This window comes from Nocardioides sp. (assembly GCA_037045645.1).
In the GTDB taxonomy this organism is placed as follows: domain Bacteria; phylum Actinomycetota; class Actinomycetes; order Propionibacteriales; family Nocardioidaceae; genus Nocardioides.
The window spans coordinates 1,209,819-1,227,615 of record JBAOIH010000001.1; the positions used below are offsets into that span (position 1 = coordinate 1,209,819).

Annotated in this window: 14 protein-coding genes; 7 read left to right on the plus strand and 7 right to left on the minus strand. The window is 67.4% G+C overall.

The window, feature by feature from the left end; translation table 11 throughout:
* The first annotated feature begins 88 nt into the window (after positions 1–88).
* Positions 89–667 (plus strand): GNAT family N-acetyltransferase, encoded by a 579-nt coding sequence (locus tag V9G04_05965; GenBank protein MEI2712839.1) that lies wholly within the window; start codon positions 89–91, stop codon positions 665–667.
* A 259-nt stretch (positions 668–926) separates the two neighbouring features.
* Here the strand turns inward: V9G04_05965 and V9G04_05970 are convergent, their stop codons facing one another.
* Positions 927–1,355: a hotdog fold thioesterase gene (locus V9G04_05970; protein MEI2712840.1), complete on the minus strand. Its 429-nt coding sequence runs from the start codon at positions 1,353–1,355 to the stop codon at positions 927–929.
* Here V9G04_05970 and polA point away from each other — a divergent pair.
* Positions 1,354–4,089, plus strand: a complete 2,736-nt coding sequence (gene polA, locus V9G04_05975) for a DNA polymerase I (GenBank protein ID MEI2712841.1) — start codon at positions 1,354–1,356, stop codon at positions 4,087–4,089. The two genes, V9G04_05970 and polA, sit on opposite strands and share 2 nt — an antisense overlap.
* Before the next feature lie 169 nt (positions 4,090–4,258).
* On the opposite strand, the gene V9G04_05980 is transcribed toward polA, so the two are convergent.
* A complete protein-coding gene (locus V9G04_05980) occupies positions 4,259–5,539 on the minus strand; it encodes a polysaccharide biosynthesis protein (protein ID MEI2712842.1) in 1,281 nt (426 codons plus the stop codon).
* 31 nt (positions 5,540–5,570) lie between these two features.
* Positions 5,571–6,260 carry a class I SAM-dependent methyltransferase gene (locus V9G04_05985; protein ID MEI2712843.1) on the minus strand — a complete coding sequence of 230 codons (690 nt, stop codon included), beginning with the start codon at positions 6,258–6,260 and terminating at the stop codon, positions 5,571–5,573.
* A gap of 70 nt (positions 6,261–6,330) precedes the next feature.
* Between V9G04_05985 and V9G04_05990 the strand changes: the two genes are divergently transcribed.
* Together V9G04_05990 and V9G04_05995 are read left to right on the plus strand one after the other, a co-directional pair.
* Entirely contained in the window at positions 6,331–8,040 is a 1,710-nt protein-coding gene (locus V9G04_05990; protein MEI2712844.1) for a hypothetical protein, read from the plus strand.
* Positions 8,041–8,097: 57 nt separating this feature from the next.
* Positions 8,098–8,244 (plus strand): hypothetical protein, encoded by a 147-nt coding sequence (locus tag V9G04_05995; GenBank protein MEI2712845.1) that lies wholly within the window; start codon positions 8,098–8,100, stop codon positions 8,242–8,244.
* Here the strand turns inward: V9G04_05995 and V9G04_06000 are convergent.
* The 3 genes from V9G04_06000 to V9G04_06010 are packed head-to-tail and all read right to left on the minus strand — an operon-like array spanning position 8,232 to position 12,831.
* On the minus strand, positions 8,232–9,308 hold the full coding sequence (locus V9G04_06000; protein ID MEI2712846.1) for a glycosyltransferase family 4 protein: 1,077 nt from the start codon (positions 9,306–9,308) through the stop codon (positions 8,232–8,234). The two genes, V9G04_05995 and V9G04_06000, sit on opposite strands and share 13 nt — an antisense overlap.
* A gap of 20 nt (positions 9,309–9,328) precedes the next feature.
* A complete protein-coding gene (locus V9G04_06005; protein ID MEI2712847.1) occupies positions 9,329–11,380 on the minus strand; it encodes a hypothetical protein in 2,052 nt (683 codons plus the stop codon).
* The gene (locus V9G04_06010) at positions 11,377–12,831 is read right to left on the minus strand and encodes a bifunctional glycosyltransferase/class I SAM-dependent methyltransferase (protein MEI2712848.1); all 1,455 of its coding nucleotides are present in this window, start codon (positions 12,829–12,831) and stop codon (positions 11,377–11,379) included. The genes V9G04_06005 and V9G04_06010 overlap by 4 nt, the downstream gene beginning before the upstream one ends.
* A gap of 92 nt (positions 12,832–12,923) precedes the next feature.
* Between V9G04_06010 and V9G04_06015 the strand changes: the two genes are divergently transcribed.
* Complete coding sequence (locus V9G04_06015; protein MEI2712849.1) at positions 12,924–13,799, plus strand: 2OG-Fe(II) oxygenase; 876 nt, start codon at positions 12,924–12,926, stop codon at positions 13,797–13,799.
* Positions 13,800–13,803: 4 nt separating this feature from the next.
* Here V9G04_06015 and V9G04_06020 read toward each other — a convergent pair whose 3' ends face one another.
* Entirely contained in the window at positions 13,804–15,075 is a 1,272-nt protein-coding gene (locus V9G04_06020; GenBank protein ID MEI2712850.1) for an acyltransferase, read from the minus strand.
* Positions 15,076–15,173: 98 nt separating this feature from the next.
* On the opposite strand from V9G04_06020, the gene V9G04_06025 reads away from it, so the two are divergent.
* Positions 15,174–16,067, plus strand: a complete 894-nt coding sequence (locus V9G04_06025; protein ID MEI2712851.1) for a DUF3068 domain-containing protein — start codon at positions 15,174–15,176, stop codon at positions 16,065–16,067.
* A complete protein-coding gene (locus V9G04_06030; protein ID MEI2712852.1) occupies positions 16,064–17,797 on the plus strand; it encodes a hypothetical protein in 1,734 nt (577 codons plus the stop codon). Before V9G04_06025 ends, V9G04_06030 begins: the two co-directional genes overlap by 4 nt.

Genomic DNA, 17,797 nt, shown 5'->3' on the forward strand with positions numbered 1-17,797 from the left:
TCCGTACGACTTTGGTCACCGTTTGGGAGTAGCCTGATTCCTCGCTGCCCCGATTCGTGGCAGCGAGGTGCAGAGAAGGAGGGTGGCTGTGGCTCGTGTCCAGGTGTCTCGTCGCGATGCAACGCTCGACGACGTCGCGGTGCTGTCGCAGATCTGGGCCGGTGCGGTGCGCTCGGGCGACCCCTCCAGCGTCCAGTCGGACATGGCAGGCGTGCTGCGGCGCGTCGCCGCCGCCCCTGACGAGCGGATCGTCGTGGCCGAGATCGACGGCCACGTCGTCGGCGCGGTCCATCTGCAGGCCACCACGTTGACGGCAATCAACGTCGAGCCGGTCGTACGCATCGTGTCGCCGCACGTCTTGGCGCGTTATCGCCGACTCGGCATCGGCTACGCGCTGATGGAGGCGGGCGTGATCTGGGCCGAAGAACTCGGCATCGCGCACGTGGGCAGTGCCGCAGAATCGAGTGGTCGAGAGGCCAACCGCTTCATGGCTCGGCTCTCGCTCGCGCCGATGGCGATGCTGCGCGTCGCGCCCACGTCGGCCATCCGCGCGCGCCTGGACGCGCGTCGACCGGTCCACGGCAACGAGGCGGCATTGTCGCGTCACATCGAACGCGTCCTGGCTTCTCGGCGTACCCGCCGCGAACAGGTGCGTGCACAGGGCTGATCTCGGCCTCTCGAAACCCGCGTTCCGTGGTGGGTGGCTCGTTCCTGCGGCGGCGCCTCGAAACCACGTTTGCGGGGGCGGTGGCGGGTCGTTCCGGTGGTTGAGGAGCCGCCGAGGGCGGCGTCTCGAATCAAGGTCTCGTGCGTTGTGGCCGGTGGTTGAGGAGCCGCCAGTGGCGGCGTCTCGAATCAAGGTCTCGTGCGTTGTGGCCGGTGGTTGAGGAGCCGCCAGTGGCGGCGTCTCGAAACCATGCCGTCGCTCAGTCCCGCTGCGTCGGCAGCAGCGCGCAGGTGATGCGCGACGTGCAGAGCCGGCGGCCTTCCTCGTCGCTGATCACGACGTCCCAGGTCGCCATCTTGCGACCCACGTGCAGTGGCGTGGCCACCCCCGTGACGGTGCCGGCCGTGGCGGAGCGGTGATGGGTGGCGTTGATGTCGACGCCGACCGCGAACCGGTCCGGCCAGGCGTGCAACTGTGACCCGAGAGATCCCAGCGACTCCGCGAGGACGACGGACGCGCCGCCGTGCAGCAGGCCGTACGGCTGGGTATTGCCCTCGACGGGCATCGTGCCGACGACGCGGTCCTTGGAGACCTCGGTCAGTTGTACGCCCATCCGTTCGTTGAGCGCTCCCATGTGGTCGGACATCTGGCTGAGGAAGTCGTCGAGGGTTGCGGCGTCGTCGGTCATGGGCCACATTCTGCTGTCCGTGCCGCCGACTAGAGTCGCCGGGGTGAGCACTCCCGCCAAGTCACGCCTGCTGCTCCTCGACGGGCACTCCCTGGCCTACCGCGCCTTCTTCGCGCTGCCCGTGGACAACTTCTCCACCGCGACGGGCCAGCACACCAACGCCGTCTACGGCTTCACCTCGATGCTGGTCAACGTGTTGCGTGATGAGCAGCCCACCCACGTCGGCGTGGCGTTCGACCGCAGCCGCCAGACCTTCCGGCTGGCCGAATACTCCGAATACAAGGCCAAGCGCAACAAGACGCCCGACGAGTTCAAGTCGCAACTGCCGTTGATCCAACAGATGCTCGACGCCTTCGCGATCCGGCACCTCGATCTGGAGGGCTATGAGGCCGACGACATCATCGCCACCCTGACCGCCCGCGCCGAGGAGGACGGCTTGGAGGTGCTGATCCTCACCGGCGATCGTGACTCGTTGCAGTTGGTGTCGCCCGACGTCACCGTGCTCTATCCCACCCGAGGTGTCTCCGAGTTGGCCCGGATGACCCCGGCCGCAGTGGAGGAGAAATACGGTGTGCCGCCCGGTCGCTACCCCGAACTCGCTGCGCTCGTGGGAGAGGATTCCGACAACCTCCCCGGCATCCCCGGGGTCGGCCCCAAGACGGCCGCCAAGTGGCTCCAGCAGTACGACGGCCTCGACAACCTGATCACCCGCGCCGACGAGGTGGGCGGCAAGGCAGGCGACAACCTGCGTAGGCACCTGGCCGACGTGATGCGCAACCGGCGCCTCAACGCGCTGGTGCGCGACCTCGCGCTCGAAATCTCCCCGGCCGACCTCGGTCGCTCCGAGTGGCAGCGCCAGGAGGCGCTCGAGCTGCTCGACCTGCTGGAGTTCCGCGGCGAACTGCGCACCCGGATCTTCGACGTGATCGACCCGACCCCCGAGGAGCCGATCGACGAGTCCGGCTTCGGCCTGGACACGACCCGACTGGCACCCGGAGACCTGGCCGGCTGGCTCGACCAGCATGCCCAGGGACGTACGGGTGTCGCCGTGCAGGGCAGTTGGCGAGCCGGCACCGGCGAGGTGCGTTCGGTCGCGCTCGCTGCGGCCGATGACGCGGCGGCGTGGTTCGACGCGACCGAGATGAGCCCGGATGACGATGCGGCCTTCCTGACCTGGTTGGGCGATCCGGATCGCCCCAAGGTGATGCACGACGCCAAGGGACCGAGCCTGGCATTGGAGGCCCGCGGCTGGACCGTCCGCGGTCTGGTTAGCGACACGGCGCTGGCTGCTTACCTCGTGCAGCCGGACCAGCGGTCGTACGACCTGGCGGACCTGACGTTGCGCTATCTCAAGCGCGAGCTCAAGCAGGACTCGGGTGACGCCGACCAGGGCGAGTTGCTCTTCGACGACGACTCCGCGAGCGGGGCGGCCGAAACGGCGATGCTGCACGCTCGCGCGACGCTCGATCTGGCGCAGGCACTCGACGAGGCCGTCGAGCAGCAAGGCGGCACCCAACTGCTTGCCGAGGTCGAGTTGCCGCTGATCGACGCACTCGTCGACATGGAGCAGGCGGGGATCGCGGTCGACGTGGACTACTTGGAGGCGCTGGCCTCGGAATTCGACCAAGGCGTTCGGGACGCGGCGCAGGATGCGTACGAGGTGATCGGTCGCGAGATCAACCTGGGCTCGCCCAAGCAACTGCAGACGGTGCTCTTCGACGAACTCGCGATGCCCAAGACCAAGCGCACCAAGACCGGCTACACCACCGACGCCGACGCGCTGCAGGGGCTGCTGGAGAAGACCGAGCACCCGTTCCTGCAGCACCTGCTGCGCCATCGCGACGTGATCCGGCTGCGACAGACCGTGGAGGGACTGCTGAAGACCGTGGCGTCGGATGGCCGCATCCACACCACGTTCAATCAGATGATCGCCGCCACCGGCCGGCTGTCCAGCACCGACCCCAATCTGCAGAACATCCCGATCCGCACCAGTGCCGGTCGCCGGATCCGCGAAGCCTTCGTCGTCGGCCCCGGACACGACAGCCTGATGACGGCCGACTACAGCCAGATCGAGATGCGGATCATGGCGCACCTGTCGGGTGACGAACAGCTGATCGAGGCGTTCCGGTCCGGTCAGGACTTCCACTCGATCACGGCCGCCAAGGTCTTCGAGGTGCCCGCCGACCAGGTCGGTGTCGAAGAACGCGCCAAGATCAAGGCGATGAACTACGGCCTGGCGTATGGCTTGTCGGCGTTCGGGCTGTCGCAGCAATTGCGGATCGAACCGTCCGAAGCGCGCGTCTTGATGGACGACTACTTCGAGACCTTCGGCGGCATCCGTGACTACCTCGCCGGAGTGGTGGACGAGGCTCGCCGCTCGGGTTTCACCGAGACGATCTTGGGGCGTCGGCGTTATCTGCCCGACCTGACCAGCGACAACCGCCAGCGCCGCGAGATGGCCGAACGGATGGCCCTCAACGCGCCCATCCAGGGCTCGGCCGCCGACCTGATCAAGGTGGCCATGCTCGGCGTCGACGCCGGCATCGCCGAGAGCGGTCTCGCCTCTCGGATGTTGTTGCAGGTGCACGACGAACTCGTCTTCGAGGTCGCACCCGGTGAGCGCGAGGCGCTGGAGGCATTGGTGCGCGATCGGATGGGCGCGGCGGCCGACCTGACCGTGCCCCTCGACGTGTCGGTCGGCTTCGGCGGCTCGTGGCATGAGGCCGCACACTGAGCTCGGCCATTTCGGGGGTTGAGCGGACCACGGTCCGCTCAACCCCCGGCGAGCCGGGTGCTGAGCGGACAATCTGGGTGCTTAGTGGCGGTCATCTGAGCCCGGGTGGCCTTAGGGTGTTTCGTGGTGCCACCTGGTGACACCTGCAACCACCGGAAGGATCTGCGGGCTACGCCAGGCTCAGGGCGGAGGCCTCCTGAGCGGTGCGCAGGGTTGCCCCCTCCCGACGGATCAGTGAGATCCCGAGCAACACCATGAGCAGCAGCGCCTCGATGAGCGCCACGCCGCGTACGAGCGAGCCCAGGCTGCTCACTTGCGTGGCCAGCGCGCAGATCGCTGCGACCGTGAGCCAGAAGAGCCACACGGTGGCACGCAGTTGCCGGGCGACCACGTGATAGACCATCAACTGCAACATCGCCAGCAGCGTGCCGATGGTGGCGAACCACGGCAGCAGGGCCCTGATCTCCACGAACTCCTGGCCGCCCGCGAAGACCAGCACCAGGTCGGGCAGCAGCCAGGTCCCTGCGATCGCCGCGCCACCGACCGCGCCGACGGCCGCCAGTGCCTGCAGGTGCACCCTGCTGCCGTCCTCGGTTCGCGCCATCGACGGGAAGGCGAGCACGACGATGAAAGACGGGAGGAACATCACCATCTTCGCCACGATCGCGCCGCCCGCATAGAGGCCGGCCGTGTGGGCATCGAAGGTTGCGCGCGCCAGCAGCACGTCGACGGTCGACAACAGGAAGAACACGACCAGGGCGTGGGAGTTGTGCATGATCTCGGACAACATCCCGAGTTCGGTGGTGGCGACCTCGGGGTCCTCACCGATGGTGGCGGTACGCACCTGGGTCGTCGTACGCAGGACCAGCGAACCGACCAGCACCGGAACCCAGGCGGCGACAGCTACGCCTGCCATGCTCATCACCGCAGTGGGGGACAAGGCGATGAAGGCTGCGCCGATGACGAGTCGCGGGATCCCGGTCGCCAGATAGACCAACGCCAACCCCGACCAGTGCCGACCGCCTTGCAGCACTCCGGCCTGGCCTCCGACGACGGTCAACGGCGCCACCGCGAACCCGACCAGCAGGACGGCGACCGGGTCGCCGATACGCAGGAAGCGATCGGCAAGCGGGATCACGGCGCAGCAGAGCGCGAAGACCAACAGCGCACACCACCATGACAGTGCGTGCACCTTGTGTTCGAGGTGTCGCCGTTCGGCGGTCGCCGCCGCGACATGGCGCGCCGCGGTTGCCTGTAGGCCCAGCGACAACACGCTGGCCACGGTGAACATGCCCATCAGGCTGGCCGTGATGCCGTACTCGCGTGGTCCGAGAAGATAGACCGCGACGAACGTGAATCCGTACGTCGTCACGTTCATGACGACCATCGCCAACGCCACCCCCGCGCTACCGCGAAGCGACGCCAGCAGCGTCGAGGGGCGCGGGCTCATCGGGCCACCCTAAGTCAAGGATCAGTAGGGATCAGCACTGTCGTGGTGCCCGAGTCGCCGCGCGAGCGCACGAAGGCGCAACCGCAGCAGCACCTTGACGATCAGGTTGCGGCCGAACCACGAGAGCTCCGCCCAGCACCCGACGCCGGTCTCGCCAGCCGGGGCGGCGCAATTCGAGGCGCGCGAGGCTTCCCGTGCGGTCGAGGTAGGTGAGTTCGCCAGACAGCAGCAGCGCGCGCAGCAAAGCCAAGGTGACGCCGAGCGAGGAGAACGCGTCGTGAACCAGGATCCGGTCGCCGGGGCGCAGCCAGGCGGCCCACCGCAGGTCGTCCAGACATGACCAATAGTCGTGCTTGCCGTCGACATAGACCAGTCGCACCGGCTGCGCCCAATCGTCGCGTGCCGCCCGGCTCGTTGCTACGCGTACGTCCACCATCTCTTCGACCCCAGCAGCCGCGAGGTGCCCACGCATGCGCGTCTCGGTGTCGCCTCGGCCATAGCGCCAGTCGCTGCCGAAAGGGTCGATCGCGGTGACGCTCGCCCCCGACGCGCCCAGCACCACCGTGGAGCGGCCCAGGTGGCTGCCGATCTCGACCACGCGCCCCGGGGCGATGCGTCTGGCCTCGTCGAAGAGCACCCGCGCCTGTGCGGGCGTGAGCCACCCGTCGATCGATTCGGCGTGCCTGAACGCCTCGACGAACTCGGCGTCGGCGTGGGTCACTATGGTCCTCGGGTGGCGCGGCCGCGGCGGCCGGATCGTCTGGTGGTCACCAGCATAGGGAGGAGCAGGCGTGTCTGCTGCTCGTGGTCGCCTCTGGCCGGCCGACCTCGCCGCCGCGCTCGCCGTGCTGGTGTTGAGCTGGCCGATGTGGACCGCGCGTGGGTACGGGTTGGCGCGCGACCTGGTCTTCACGCCCGAACGGCCGTGGACACTTGAGACACTCGGGCTGGGTGTGGCCCTGCCGCGGGCGGTGCCGCTGGACTCCTTCCTCGTCGCATTCACCTCCACGGTGGGGGGTGAGGTCGCCTTCCGCGCGTGTGTGGCGGGCGTCCTGTTCGCGGCGGGCTTGGGTGCCTCGCGAGCGCTGTCCACGTTGCTGCCGCAGGCTCCGACGGTGGCCCGCGTCAGCGTGGCCGTCCTTGCCGTGTGGAATCCCATGGTCGTCGAACGTCTCGCGATGGGGCAGTGGGCGCTGCTTGCCGGCTACGCCGCGCTGTGGTGGCTGCTGCCCTCGTGGTGTCGGGTGTGGGCGGGTGCGAGCCGGCGTACGGACTGGGGGGTGATCTGCGCCGGCAGCGCGCTGGCCTCACTGACGCCGACCGGTGGCTGCGTGGTGACTCTGGTGGCCTTGACCGGGGCATTCGTGCATCGTCGTCGGGCCTCCTGGCTCGCCTTCGGAGTCGCCGCGCTCGCTCAGGCTCCCTGGGTGTCGGCGTCGCTCCTGGGGGGACATGCGCTGACAAGTGACGCATTGGGCCTGGAGGCCTTCTCCGCGCGCGGAGGTTCCGTCGCCGAGATCGCGTCGCTCGTCGCGGGGGGTGGCATCTGGAACTCCGTCACCGTCCCCGGCAGTCACGAAGGCGCCTATGCGGTCGTGGGTGCGCTGTGCTGCCTGGGCGCCCTGATCTGGAGCGCGCGTTGGTTGTGGCACGAGGTGCCGGCTCTCGTCCTCGCCGCCGGACTGGGCGTGCTGCTGGCGGTGCTGCCACTGCTGCCGGGCGGTGACGCGCTGTTGGCGTACGCACTCGAAACCATCCCGGGAGCCGGCCTGCTGCGCGACAGCCAGAAGTGGCTGATCCCGTATGTCGTGGTGCTCGGACTGGCGTGGGGACGTGCCTGCTCGACAGTGTTGACCCGGCTTCGCGATATCGAGATCGCTCCGATCCTCGCCGGGGTCGCCGTCACGTTGCCGGTGCTGGTCCTGCCCGATGCCGCGAGTGCGACCTGGGAGGTGACCCGTCCGGTCACGTTCCCGCCGGATCTGGCGCAGGCCGTCGAGCGCCTCGACGCGACACCCGGGGACTCGGGCGCAGTGGTGACGCTGCCGTGGGCTTCCTACCGCCGGTTCGACTGGGGACTCGATCTCAGTGCCCCCGACCCGGTCGCACGATGGAGTGCGCATCCGACGGTGGTATCCGATGCCCTGGCAACCCGTGGCGGTGAGGTCGCCGGGGAGGACCCGCGTACGGCTGAGATCGGCGCCGCCTTGGCAGGACCTGCCGCCGGGCTTGGGGCCCGACTGGCACGACTGGGAGTCGGGTGGGTCCTGGTCTATCGCGACGCCGAACCCGGCGAGGACGTGGATCTGGCTGAATTGGAGATGATCCAGGAGGGGGAGTCGACCCAGCTGTGGCGAGTGCGTGAGGCAGCGGTTCCTCCCCAGGATGCGCCTGGTGGCCGGGTCGCAATGGTGGCACTTGCTCACGGCATCTGGGCGTTGCTTGCCCTGCTCGGGCTAGCCGCAGTGGTGCTTCGTCCACGACGCGCCTCGGATTTGTGAGCAATCGGCTTACCTGCTGGTAGCATCTGCGCGTCCACGACTTATAGGGGAGTCTGCATGTTCGGTTTCAACGCGGGTGCCGTTGCTGCACCGGTGATCGGCGCGGGTCTGGCGTTCCTTGCCATGTTCGGCCTGGTTTCTAGCCAGACGGCCCCCCCGGACAAGAACCCTGCCGCTGAGCGCCCGCTGGTCTACGGCGACTGATCGAGGCCGGCAACGGCCTCGAAGCGTTCGACCGCGCGGTCCCATGTGAAGGTCCGGGCATGTGCCCGGGCCTTTTCGGCGTGCTCTGACCCGGGGCCGGTCGTCAAGATCTCCCGGACGCGGTCACGCAGTTCCGGATAACTGTCGACGAGCCACCCGGTCTCACCGTCCACGATCGATTCTCGCGGCCCTCCGGCCGCGCGATACGCGATTGCCGGGGTACCGACCTGGGCGGCTTCCATGATCGCCAGGCACCACCCTTCTTTCACCGACGGCACCACCAACAGCCAGGCGCCGGCCAGCAGGTCGCTGCGCTGCTGTTGGCTGACGTGGCCGTGGCAGGTGGCGTACGACTGGGCGCCCCGCCGCGCGATGTGTGCCTGGATCTGCTCTGCCCACCAGCCGTCGCCGATGACGTCCAGGACGAGATCGGGGAACTCGCGGCGCAACTCGACCGTGAGGTCCACCGCCTCCTCGATCCGCTTGTGGGGTACGAGTCGAGCCAGCACCGCCAGCCGCGGTGACGGCGAGCGTGGCGTCAGCGGAGCCGGTGCCGGTGCCGTGCCGTTGTGCACCACGTGCAGGCGCTCCGGTGCGAAACCGAGGCTGACCAGGTCGTCTCGGCTCGCGCCGGAGACGGTCACCACAGGAGTACGTCGATACAGCCTCGGCACGATCCAGGACTCGACGAACCACCCCAGCCGCCCGCCGAGGCCGGGATAGATGATGCGCCACTGCTCGCGGTGCACATGGTGGATCAGCCCGATCACCCGCGGGTGCGGCAACAGGGGCGTTGCGAAGGGCAGCGCATTGATCACGTCGAGCACCACGTCCAGGCGACGGCCCTGCCGCCAGGCCCACAGCAGCGCGCGCGGATAGACGGTCAGGCGCCCACCCATTCGCCGGATCTCGAAGCCGTCGCGACGTTCGAGCCGGGCGGCGTCGCCGTGGCGTGCGCAGACCAGCGTGACCTGATGGCCACGCTCTGCCAGACCTGACGCCAGCGACTCGACATAGACCTCGCTGCCGCCGCCGTCGGGGTGGGTGAGGTCGCGCCATGACAAGATCGCGACCCGAGATGTTGTCACGGCAGTGCGATGTCGTTGTCGGCCGCGAGTGCGGGGCACAACGTCGGCGCGACGCCGACTCCGGGGCGTACGGACACGAGCGTCTGCTCGTCGACTCCCGCCTCGGTCCACGGACTGGTGAACGTCCGGTGCTGCACCAGCCAGTCGTCGGACCATTCCTGGGCCGGCAGGTAGCCGACGAAACCGCCCGGTGCCGAGGAGAGTTCCAGCACGCCCAGGGAAGGCTCACCGCGCAAGCCGACCCGCATCACCTGTTCGGGTGCGGGCTGGAAGGGGGCGCCGTTGATGCGGCCGTCCTCGTTGGCGAACACCAGCCAGGCGAATCCGTCGCGACGCGTACGCAAGAGCACCTCGCGCTGCTCGGGACCGTCTGACTCGAAGAGCAGCGTCTCGCCATCCTTCAAGGGATCGGGGAAGCGCACCTCCAGCACCTGGTTGCGCTGCTCCACGACCGACCACGCCTCATCCTCGCGCCCGGTGCCGAGGTAGAGGGCATCGCAGTCGCCCACGATCAGCAGTTCGTCGGCACGGCCGGTCTCGGGAAGTTCCTCGGCGGTCGTGATGATGCGCGACAGGCCACTCTCCCGACCGCCGCTGATGTCGTTTTGCCACGACACATAACGGGCCAGTTTCTCGCCCTGATACTGCGTCGCGGCTTCGGTGAGTCCGACCGCGCTGTTGGCGACCATGCCGAAGGCGACGCCCGCCGCCACGACGCCACCGAGGCCGACCGCGCGGGCGCGAGAACGGCGCGCCAGCGGCGCGACCCAGGCCCAGAGCGCGATCAGCGTCCCCAGGGCCAGGGCGGGCACGAACTCACTGGTGTAGCGGTAGGCGAAGTAGCCGTACGCCATCACGCCGCCGGTCATCAGGAAACCGGCCAGCGCGGGAGCACGCAGTGACCGCAGTGCCTCACCGCGCGGATGCGAGCCGGTCGGACGCAAGATCACCGGCAGCGCGGTGAGAGCGAGCAGCAAGAACAGCGGCATGAACATGGTGACGCTGCCGGTGCGATAGGCCTGGTCGATGAAGGCGCCGTATCCGTCGGGGGCGTGGGCGGGCAGCGTGATCCACGGGAAGTAGTCCACGAACCTGATCCCGAGACCGAAGTACGCCACCAGTGCGGGCACGAAGAACTGCAGTCCGGTGATCGAACCACCGTTGACGCGCAAGGCCTCTCGGCGGTGCTCGTTGACCTCGGTCCAGACCTGGTTCTCCAGCGGGAACATGAAGGGGTGACCGAACTTCATCATGTTCACCGCGATTCCGGCGGCCAGGGGGATCAACGCGGCCGCCAGCGCCCAGGGGGCCCAGGAGCGCAGGTGCGTGTTCGTGCGTCCCCACCGCATCCACGCGGCGAGCAGCAGCACTGCCAGGCAGACGCCCCAGCCCCCGGTCGTACGCGTCCAGGCAGCGCCGAGCGCGCAGGCGCCGAGCCAGGCGAAATGCCTGGGGTCGGGCTCGCGGACGACTCGGATCATCCAGTACATCGCGGCGACCACGAGCGCGCTCTGCCACAGGTAGACCTCGTGATAGACCCAGGGCAGGGCGGCGTCGAAGGTCAAGACGGTGCCGCCGGTCAGTCCGGCGATGATCAAGAAGGCCAGCGCAGCGTCGGTGCGGGTGACCGGCTCGTCACCTCGCAACAGGTCGCGGATCAGCCAGCACAGCCGCGAGACGAAGACCGCCAGCACCAGCCAGGCCAAGAACATCGACGTCACCGTCAGTTGGCCGTTGAATTGATCGGTCACGAGCAGCATCGGGATCCGCAGTAGCGCCGGGAACGGCCCGAAATACATGTACGTGTGGCCGTCGGGCTGGACGAATCCTTCGATGCTCAGTGAGCCGTCGGGCACCCAGAGATGGCCGTCGAGGAACGCCTTGGCCTGGGTCTCGAAGAAATTGGCCGCATACCCGATCGCGGTCGGACTGCGTCCGACGTCTCGGGTGTAGTTGAGCAGCGCGCCGACGAAGACGAGTCCACCGAGCAACGCGCCGCCCACACTGCTCAGGGTGATCAGCCGTGGGGGCGTCTGGCTGGAGCTCAAATGCGCTCCAGCCGGTAGAGGAACTGATAGCCGAACATGGTCGGCCATACCTGGGTCGCGCCGCGATCGGCCACCCCGATACCGCGAGCGATCTTGCTCAGCGCGGTCTGGCCGCCTCGATCCAAGACGTCGACGGGGGAACCTACGACGTCGCGTTCGGCGATGTGCAGACCGCACGAGTTGACCAGGCGCTCGAAGGTGCGACGGGTGAAGAACCGGACGTGGGTGTGGTCGAGCGGTCCGCGCTGGTCGTAGTCGAAGCGCCCGAGTGCCACCTTCCCGCGCGGATACCAGTGCGCGAAGTTCGGCACCGAGACCAGGATCTCGCCGTCGTCACGCAGGTGGTCGCGAAGGTCGCGCAGCAGCAGTTCGGGGTCGACGACGTGCTCGAGGATGTCGCCGGCCACGATCAGGTCGTACGTCCCGGTGCCGTCGGGCAGGCCGTGGGTCAGGTCGGCCTCGAGGAACCCGTCGAGCAGGCGGGTGGCGTCGGGGTGGGCGATCAGGTCGATGCCGTCGACATGGTGACCGAGTTGCTTGGCCAGGGCGCCGAAGTGGCCGTCGGAGCACCCCACGTCGAGCACCCGACCCGACTTGGCCTGCCCCAGCCAGTGCAGCAACTTGCCGTGTGAGGAGTGCGGCGACGGCTTGATCTCGTACGGATTCACGTCCGCGGCCATCGTCGACCCGCTCGGACCGGTGCCGAAGCCCATCCGCTTGGCTTTGAAGCGCAGCACGTCGGCGGTGACGTCCTTGGCGTACTTCAAGCCGTTGACGTGGCAGATCTCGTCGCCGTAGTAGGTGGGGATCGGCACCTCCAGGATCCGCTGTCCTGCCCCATGCAGACCCAAGATGATCTCGGTGTCGAAGTCGAAGTCGTTGCTGAACGAGTCCAGCTCGATTGCGCGAAGCGCGTCGACCCGGTAGGCGCGATAGCCGCTGTGCCACTCGCTGAGCGTCAGTCCGACCAGACGGTTCTGCATCGTGGACAGGATGCGGTTGCCGACGTACTTGTACAGCGGCATCCCGCCTTCGCGGGCGCGCCCCTGCTCCATCATCCGCGAGCCGAAGACGGCGTCGGCACGTCCCTCGACCAGTGGCTGGACCAACGTCTCGATGACCTCGGGGGCGTACTGGCCGTCGCCGTGCAGCAGCACGACCACGTCGAGTCCGTGCTCCATCGCCCAGTGATAACCGGCCTTCTGGTTGCCGCCGTAGCCGAGATTCTCCGGGTGCTTGACCACGGTGATCGGAAGTTGCGAACCGGAGCGGTACGCGAGCCCGATCTCGTAGGTGTCGTCGCTGCTGGCGTCGTCGCAGACCATGATGTGGTCGACGGTCTGCGCGAAGCTGGCCGGCAGCCGATCGAGGGTCGCGGCGAGCGTGGACGCGGCGTTGTACGCGACCACGAGTACGCCGACTCGCGGGGCGCCGGACACGGCAGATGACACGAAGACTTACCTCCCTGAAGGCGCCGGCCCATGTTCCCCCGCGCGCCCGGAGCATCGTACGCGATGCCTGTGGCTCACGTAGGATTCGCTCCATGACTTCGTCCCCGGCAGCCGAGAGCACAGCCCGCTCCACCCTCGTGGACTACGACCGGCTCACCGCTGACCTCGATCGCAAGCGCGCGGAGTACGCGGCGGCGCAGCCGTTTCCCCACATGGTCTTCGACGACGTGCTCTTCCCCGAGGTGTTCCAACAGGCGTCGGGGGAGTTCCCCGGCATCAAGGACGAGTTCTGGAAGGGCTACCTGCACGTCAACGAGACGAAGTACTCCAACACCGTGCCCGACAGTTGGGGGCCGGAACTCCAGGCCGTCGCACGCGAATTGTGCTCCGACCGCTTCGTGAAGTTCCTCGGTGACCTGACCGGGATCGACAACATGATGGCCGACTGGTCGATGGACGGCGGGGGCCTGCACCAGACGTTGCGTGGCGGACACCTCAACATCCACGCGGACTTCTCGACGCACCACGACCACGAGGATTGGGCTCGCCGGGTCAACATCCTGCTCTACCTCAACCGCGAGTGGCACGACGACTGGGGCGGCAAGTTGGAGTTGTGGGACAAGGACATGACCGCCTGCCAGGGCACCGTGACACCGGCGGGCAACCGGATGCTGGTCTTCACCACCACGCTCGACAGTTTCCACGGCCACCCCGACGGGCTCACCTGCCCGCCGGAGGAGGCCCGTCGCTCGATGGCGCTGTACTACTTCACCCAGGAGCAGCAGGCCGTACGCCGCTCCACCAACTACCGCGCTCGGCCGCAGGACGGCATGAAGAAGGTCGCGATCGGCGCCGATCGGATCGCCGTCGACGTGTACGACCGGATGAAGCGCAAGCTGGGTGTCAGCGACGAGAGCGTGCAGAAGGTGCTCGCTCGCGTCGACAAGTTGCGTCGCCGCAAGGGCTGACCCTTCAGCGGCGCGGGTCTCCCGCGCCGTCCGGGGGCACCTCGGCGGTGAGATCCTCGGCGTCCAACTCCAAGTAGTCGTCGTCGGAGGCCGCGGCCTTCGTGCGCTTCGCGCGCGCTGCCTTGAGCCGACCCGTCGCGAGCGTGCGCAGACCCGGCAGCAGCCCGGCCGAGAACACCGACCACGAGTCCGAGGACAACCACTTCACGAGCGGTCGCTCGATAAGCCGCTGCACGATCAGCGCCAGCACCGCCATGACCAGGTAGCCCACGATCACGCGGGTCGTGTCGGACCAGTCGGGGTAGTTGCGCGAGATGTACCAGAACACCGGGTAGTGCCACACGTACAGCGCGAAGGAGTACTCGCCCAGCCGCACCAGCCACCGGTTGGTGAGCAGCCCATTGATCAGCATCGGTGGCTCACCGAGCGCGATCATGGCGACCAAGGCGGCCAACAGCACGGCGAGCACCAGACTCCAGATGGTGAAGAAGCCGGTCTTGTTCACACCCCACATCAGCGGGATCAGCGCCACGAAACAGGCCAGGGCGATCTCTCGCGCGTACGGGCGAAGGCGCTCCAGCCACGGCATCGCCACGGCTGCTGCGGCTCCCCACAGCAGCCCGTCGGCGCGGGTGTGGATGCGGATCAGGGCGGCTGACTCGGACTCGGTCACGAAGACATCGCGGCGGAAGATGTAGACCACGATCGCGGCTGCGGTGAACAGCACGAACAGGGGAACTCGCCGACCACGGAGCAAAAAGACGGCCAGCGCGATCATGCCCACGACCCAGATGTCGGTGCAGACGTACCAGAGATGGCCCAGGTCGGGGCGCGCGAAGAAGGCCTGCTCGCGCAGATAGCCGTTCCAGGTGTAGGTCACGATGTGCCAGGCAGATGCGCGGGTATCGCTTTGCCGGTAGGTCTCCATGTTGGCGTCAATGGCGGTGAGCACCAGCACGAAGATGACCAGGGGATAGACCTGGCCGGAGATCCGGATCCAGCGGCGGACGAAGAAGATCGCCGGGCGTACCTGACCACGTGATTCGACCTCGCGCAGCAGCGCCCGCGTGGCCAAGAAACCGCCGATGGCGAAGAAGTACGCCACCGCATAGTTGCCACTGGTCATCAGGACCCGACCAGGACCCTCGTCGGGCATCTGCGTCAACACCCACGTATGCGAGAGCACGACCAGCGCGATCGCGATGCCCCTCAACCCGTCGAGCGCAAGCAGCCTGGGCCGAGTGGCTGGAGCAGCCGAAGTGGTCGTGGAACTCATGGGCGCACTCTAGAACGACGCGTGTCACAAGGTTGCTACTCGTGCGTCAAGGTGCTGCTACTGTTCGCGCACGCGCACCACATACTGGGAGGTCAGCAGTGCGGAAGTTGGGTATGTTCCTCGGGTTGCTCGGGGGATTCCTCGTCATGCTCGCCCTGTTGGCGAAGTTCTATGCGACCGATCAGTTGATGAAGACGCCGCTAAACGTCGACACCACCACTCGTCTGTCCGGTGAGGCGGCTCTCGGCAGCGATGCACCGATGCCGGTCAAGGTCACCAGCATCACCCGCACCGACTCGGAGAAGTCCACGGACAAGGTAGTCGTCTGGACCAACTCGTCGTGCGTCGTGCGTGACGAGGGCGATGTTCCCGACTGTGTCTCGGCCGACGACCCGCAGGACCGGTTGATCACCGCCAGCGAGGATGATTTCGCCTCCGACCGGATCACCGGCATGGCCGTCAATGATCCGAAACTGGTCCCGGCCAGTGCCGGCGAGAAGTCCGGACTGGTCAACAAGTGGCCCTTCAACTCGGAGAAGAAGACCTACCCCTACTGGGACGCCAGCGTGGGCGAGGCGGTTGACGCCAAGTTCGACGGCGAGGCCACGATGGACGGGTTGAAGGTCTACAAGTACAAGGTCACCGTCGACAAGGCGCCGATCGAAGTGACCGACGGCGTGAACGGCTTCTACACCACCGAGAAGATCATCACGGTGGAGCCGCTGACCGGCTCGATCATCAACCAGCAGGAGCACCAGGTCCGCGTCGACACCGAGGGCAACAACTTCATCACCCTCGACATCGCGTTCACCGATGACCAGTTGAAGACCAGCCTCAAGGACACCAAGGCCAACGTCTCCAGCCTCAACATCATCCGCCAGAAGGTCCCGCTCTTCGGGCTGATCCTGGGCATCCCCGCGTTGCTGGCCGGTGTCTTCTTGGCGACGCGCCGCAAGGACGAGGATGACGACTACGACGAGACGGATGTGTGAGCGACTCCGCTCACCCTCCTCGCTCGGCCCTCACCGCTCTGCGTGAGCGGGGGAGTCGCAGCACCTGGATCCGCAACTGGCGAGCGTGGCTGCCTGCAGCCATGCTCGCCGTTGCTGTGCTGGCGCAGGGCATCTTCTTGGGTCGCATCGCCAACACGCTCTACTTCTTGTGGGGCGATGACGATGACTTCCTGCTGGAGCGCGGCACCGTCACCGGTGTCGACAAGGGTTGGTGGGCCCCGCACGACGACCACTGGTCGACCGGCACGATCCTGATCTACCGGGCCTTGTTCGCGGTGTTCGGCCTACGGACCTACCTGCCCTACGGTCTGGTGCCGATCCTGATGCACCTGGCGCTGGGTGTCGTGTTGTATCTGCTGCTCGTACGCCTGGGGACGGCCCGCTGGCAGGCGTTGGGCCCCGCTCTGATCGTGGTCACGCTCGGCGCGGGTGGCGGCGCCATCTTGTGGAGCGTCACGATGGGCAGCATCGGTGCCGTCCTGCTGGGCTTCCTCGCGGTCTATGTCGCCGCCGGGCGTGACACGGTCGACTCCGCGCTGCGTCCGATGTGGATCCTCCTGGTCATCGCCTTGACCCTGTCAGGGGTCGGCATCACAGCGGTCGCGTTCGCCACCGCGTTCGCCACCTTCCGCTGGGGGTGGCGCGCGGGGGCACGCGTCATGTCCGTGCCGCTGGTCATCTTCGTGGTGTGGTTCGTCTTCTTCGGCTGGGGCGGAGTCAAGGAGAAACTCGACACCTGGGCGTACGCCGACGTGCCCGACATGCTGGCCGAGGCGATGACGACGCATCTGCAGCGACTCTTCGTCTTCCCCGGTTCGGGGTTGGTCGCGCTGCTGGTGCTGGTGGGCGTGGTGTTGTTCGTACGCGAAACACCATGGCCGCTGCGGCAATTAGGACTTGCGGGCGTGCTGACCGCGTTCTTCCAGATCACGCTCGCCGGCATCACTCGCCCCTCGTTCGGGATCAGCAACTTCGAGTTGTCGCGCTACGGCTACTTCACCTGCGTCTTCCTGGCGCCGGCGATGGCGATCCTGATCGGGCTGATCTGGCCGCGGATCGCGCAACCGCGCTGGGTGGCGGCGGTGCTGGCCGTGTGGTTGCTCGCCGCGATCATGATCAACGGCCAGCGCCTCTTCCACCAGGAGCAGTCCACCCGGGAACTGATCTCCGGGCAGAACCCCGGCCTGCTCAAGGGCATCCGCAAGGCGGCCCAGCAGGGCCAGCCCGTGCTCACCCAAGCCGGCTGCGACTTCTTGACCTTCCGGTTCCGAGCCGATCTCATCGCCCGCGAAGAGATGTGGTCCAAGCTGCCCGCAGGCGAGCCCACCGAGCAGGACCTGGTCAACGCCGAAGGGTGGTACTTCGTCGGCGTCGACCAGGAGCAGCAACTCCCGGTCGAGATGGCGCCCCGCCTGGAGTTCGGCGACGGATGGAGCCGCGACACCAGGCTCAAGAAGGGCTGCGCCACGTACAAGGCACTGGGGGACAAGCCCGAGCTGGCACTGGCGGCGTACGGCGCGGGCGCGCAGACCGGCATCCTCGGCCCGACCGCAAAGATGACCACGGTGCTGGAGCGCGACGGTGTAGTGGGCCCTTCGCGTGATTGGGAAGTCGATCCACGCACCACGACGTTCGTCGGCACGTCCGCGCACGAGGCGACCTTGCGCGTCACCCTGCACGCGCCAGGTGACTACTACATCTGCACCTGA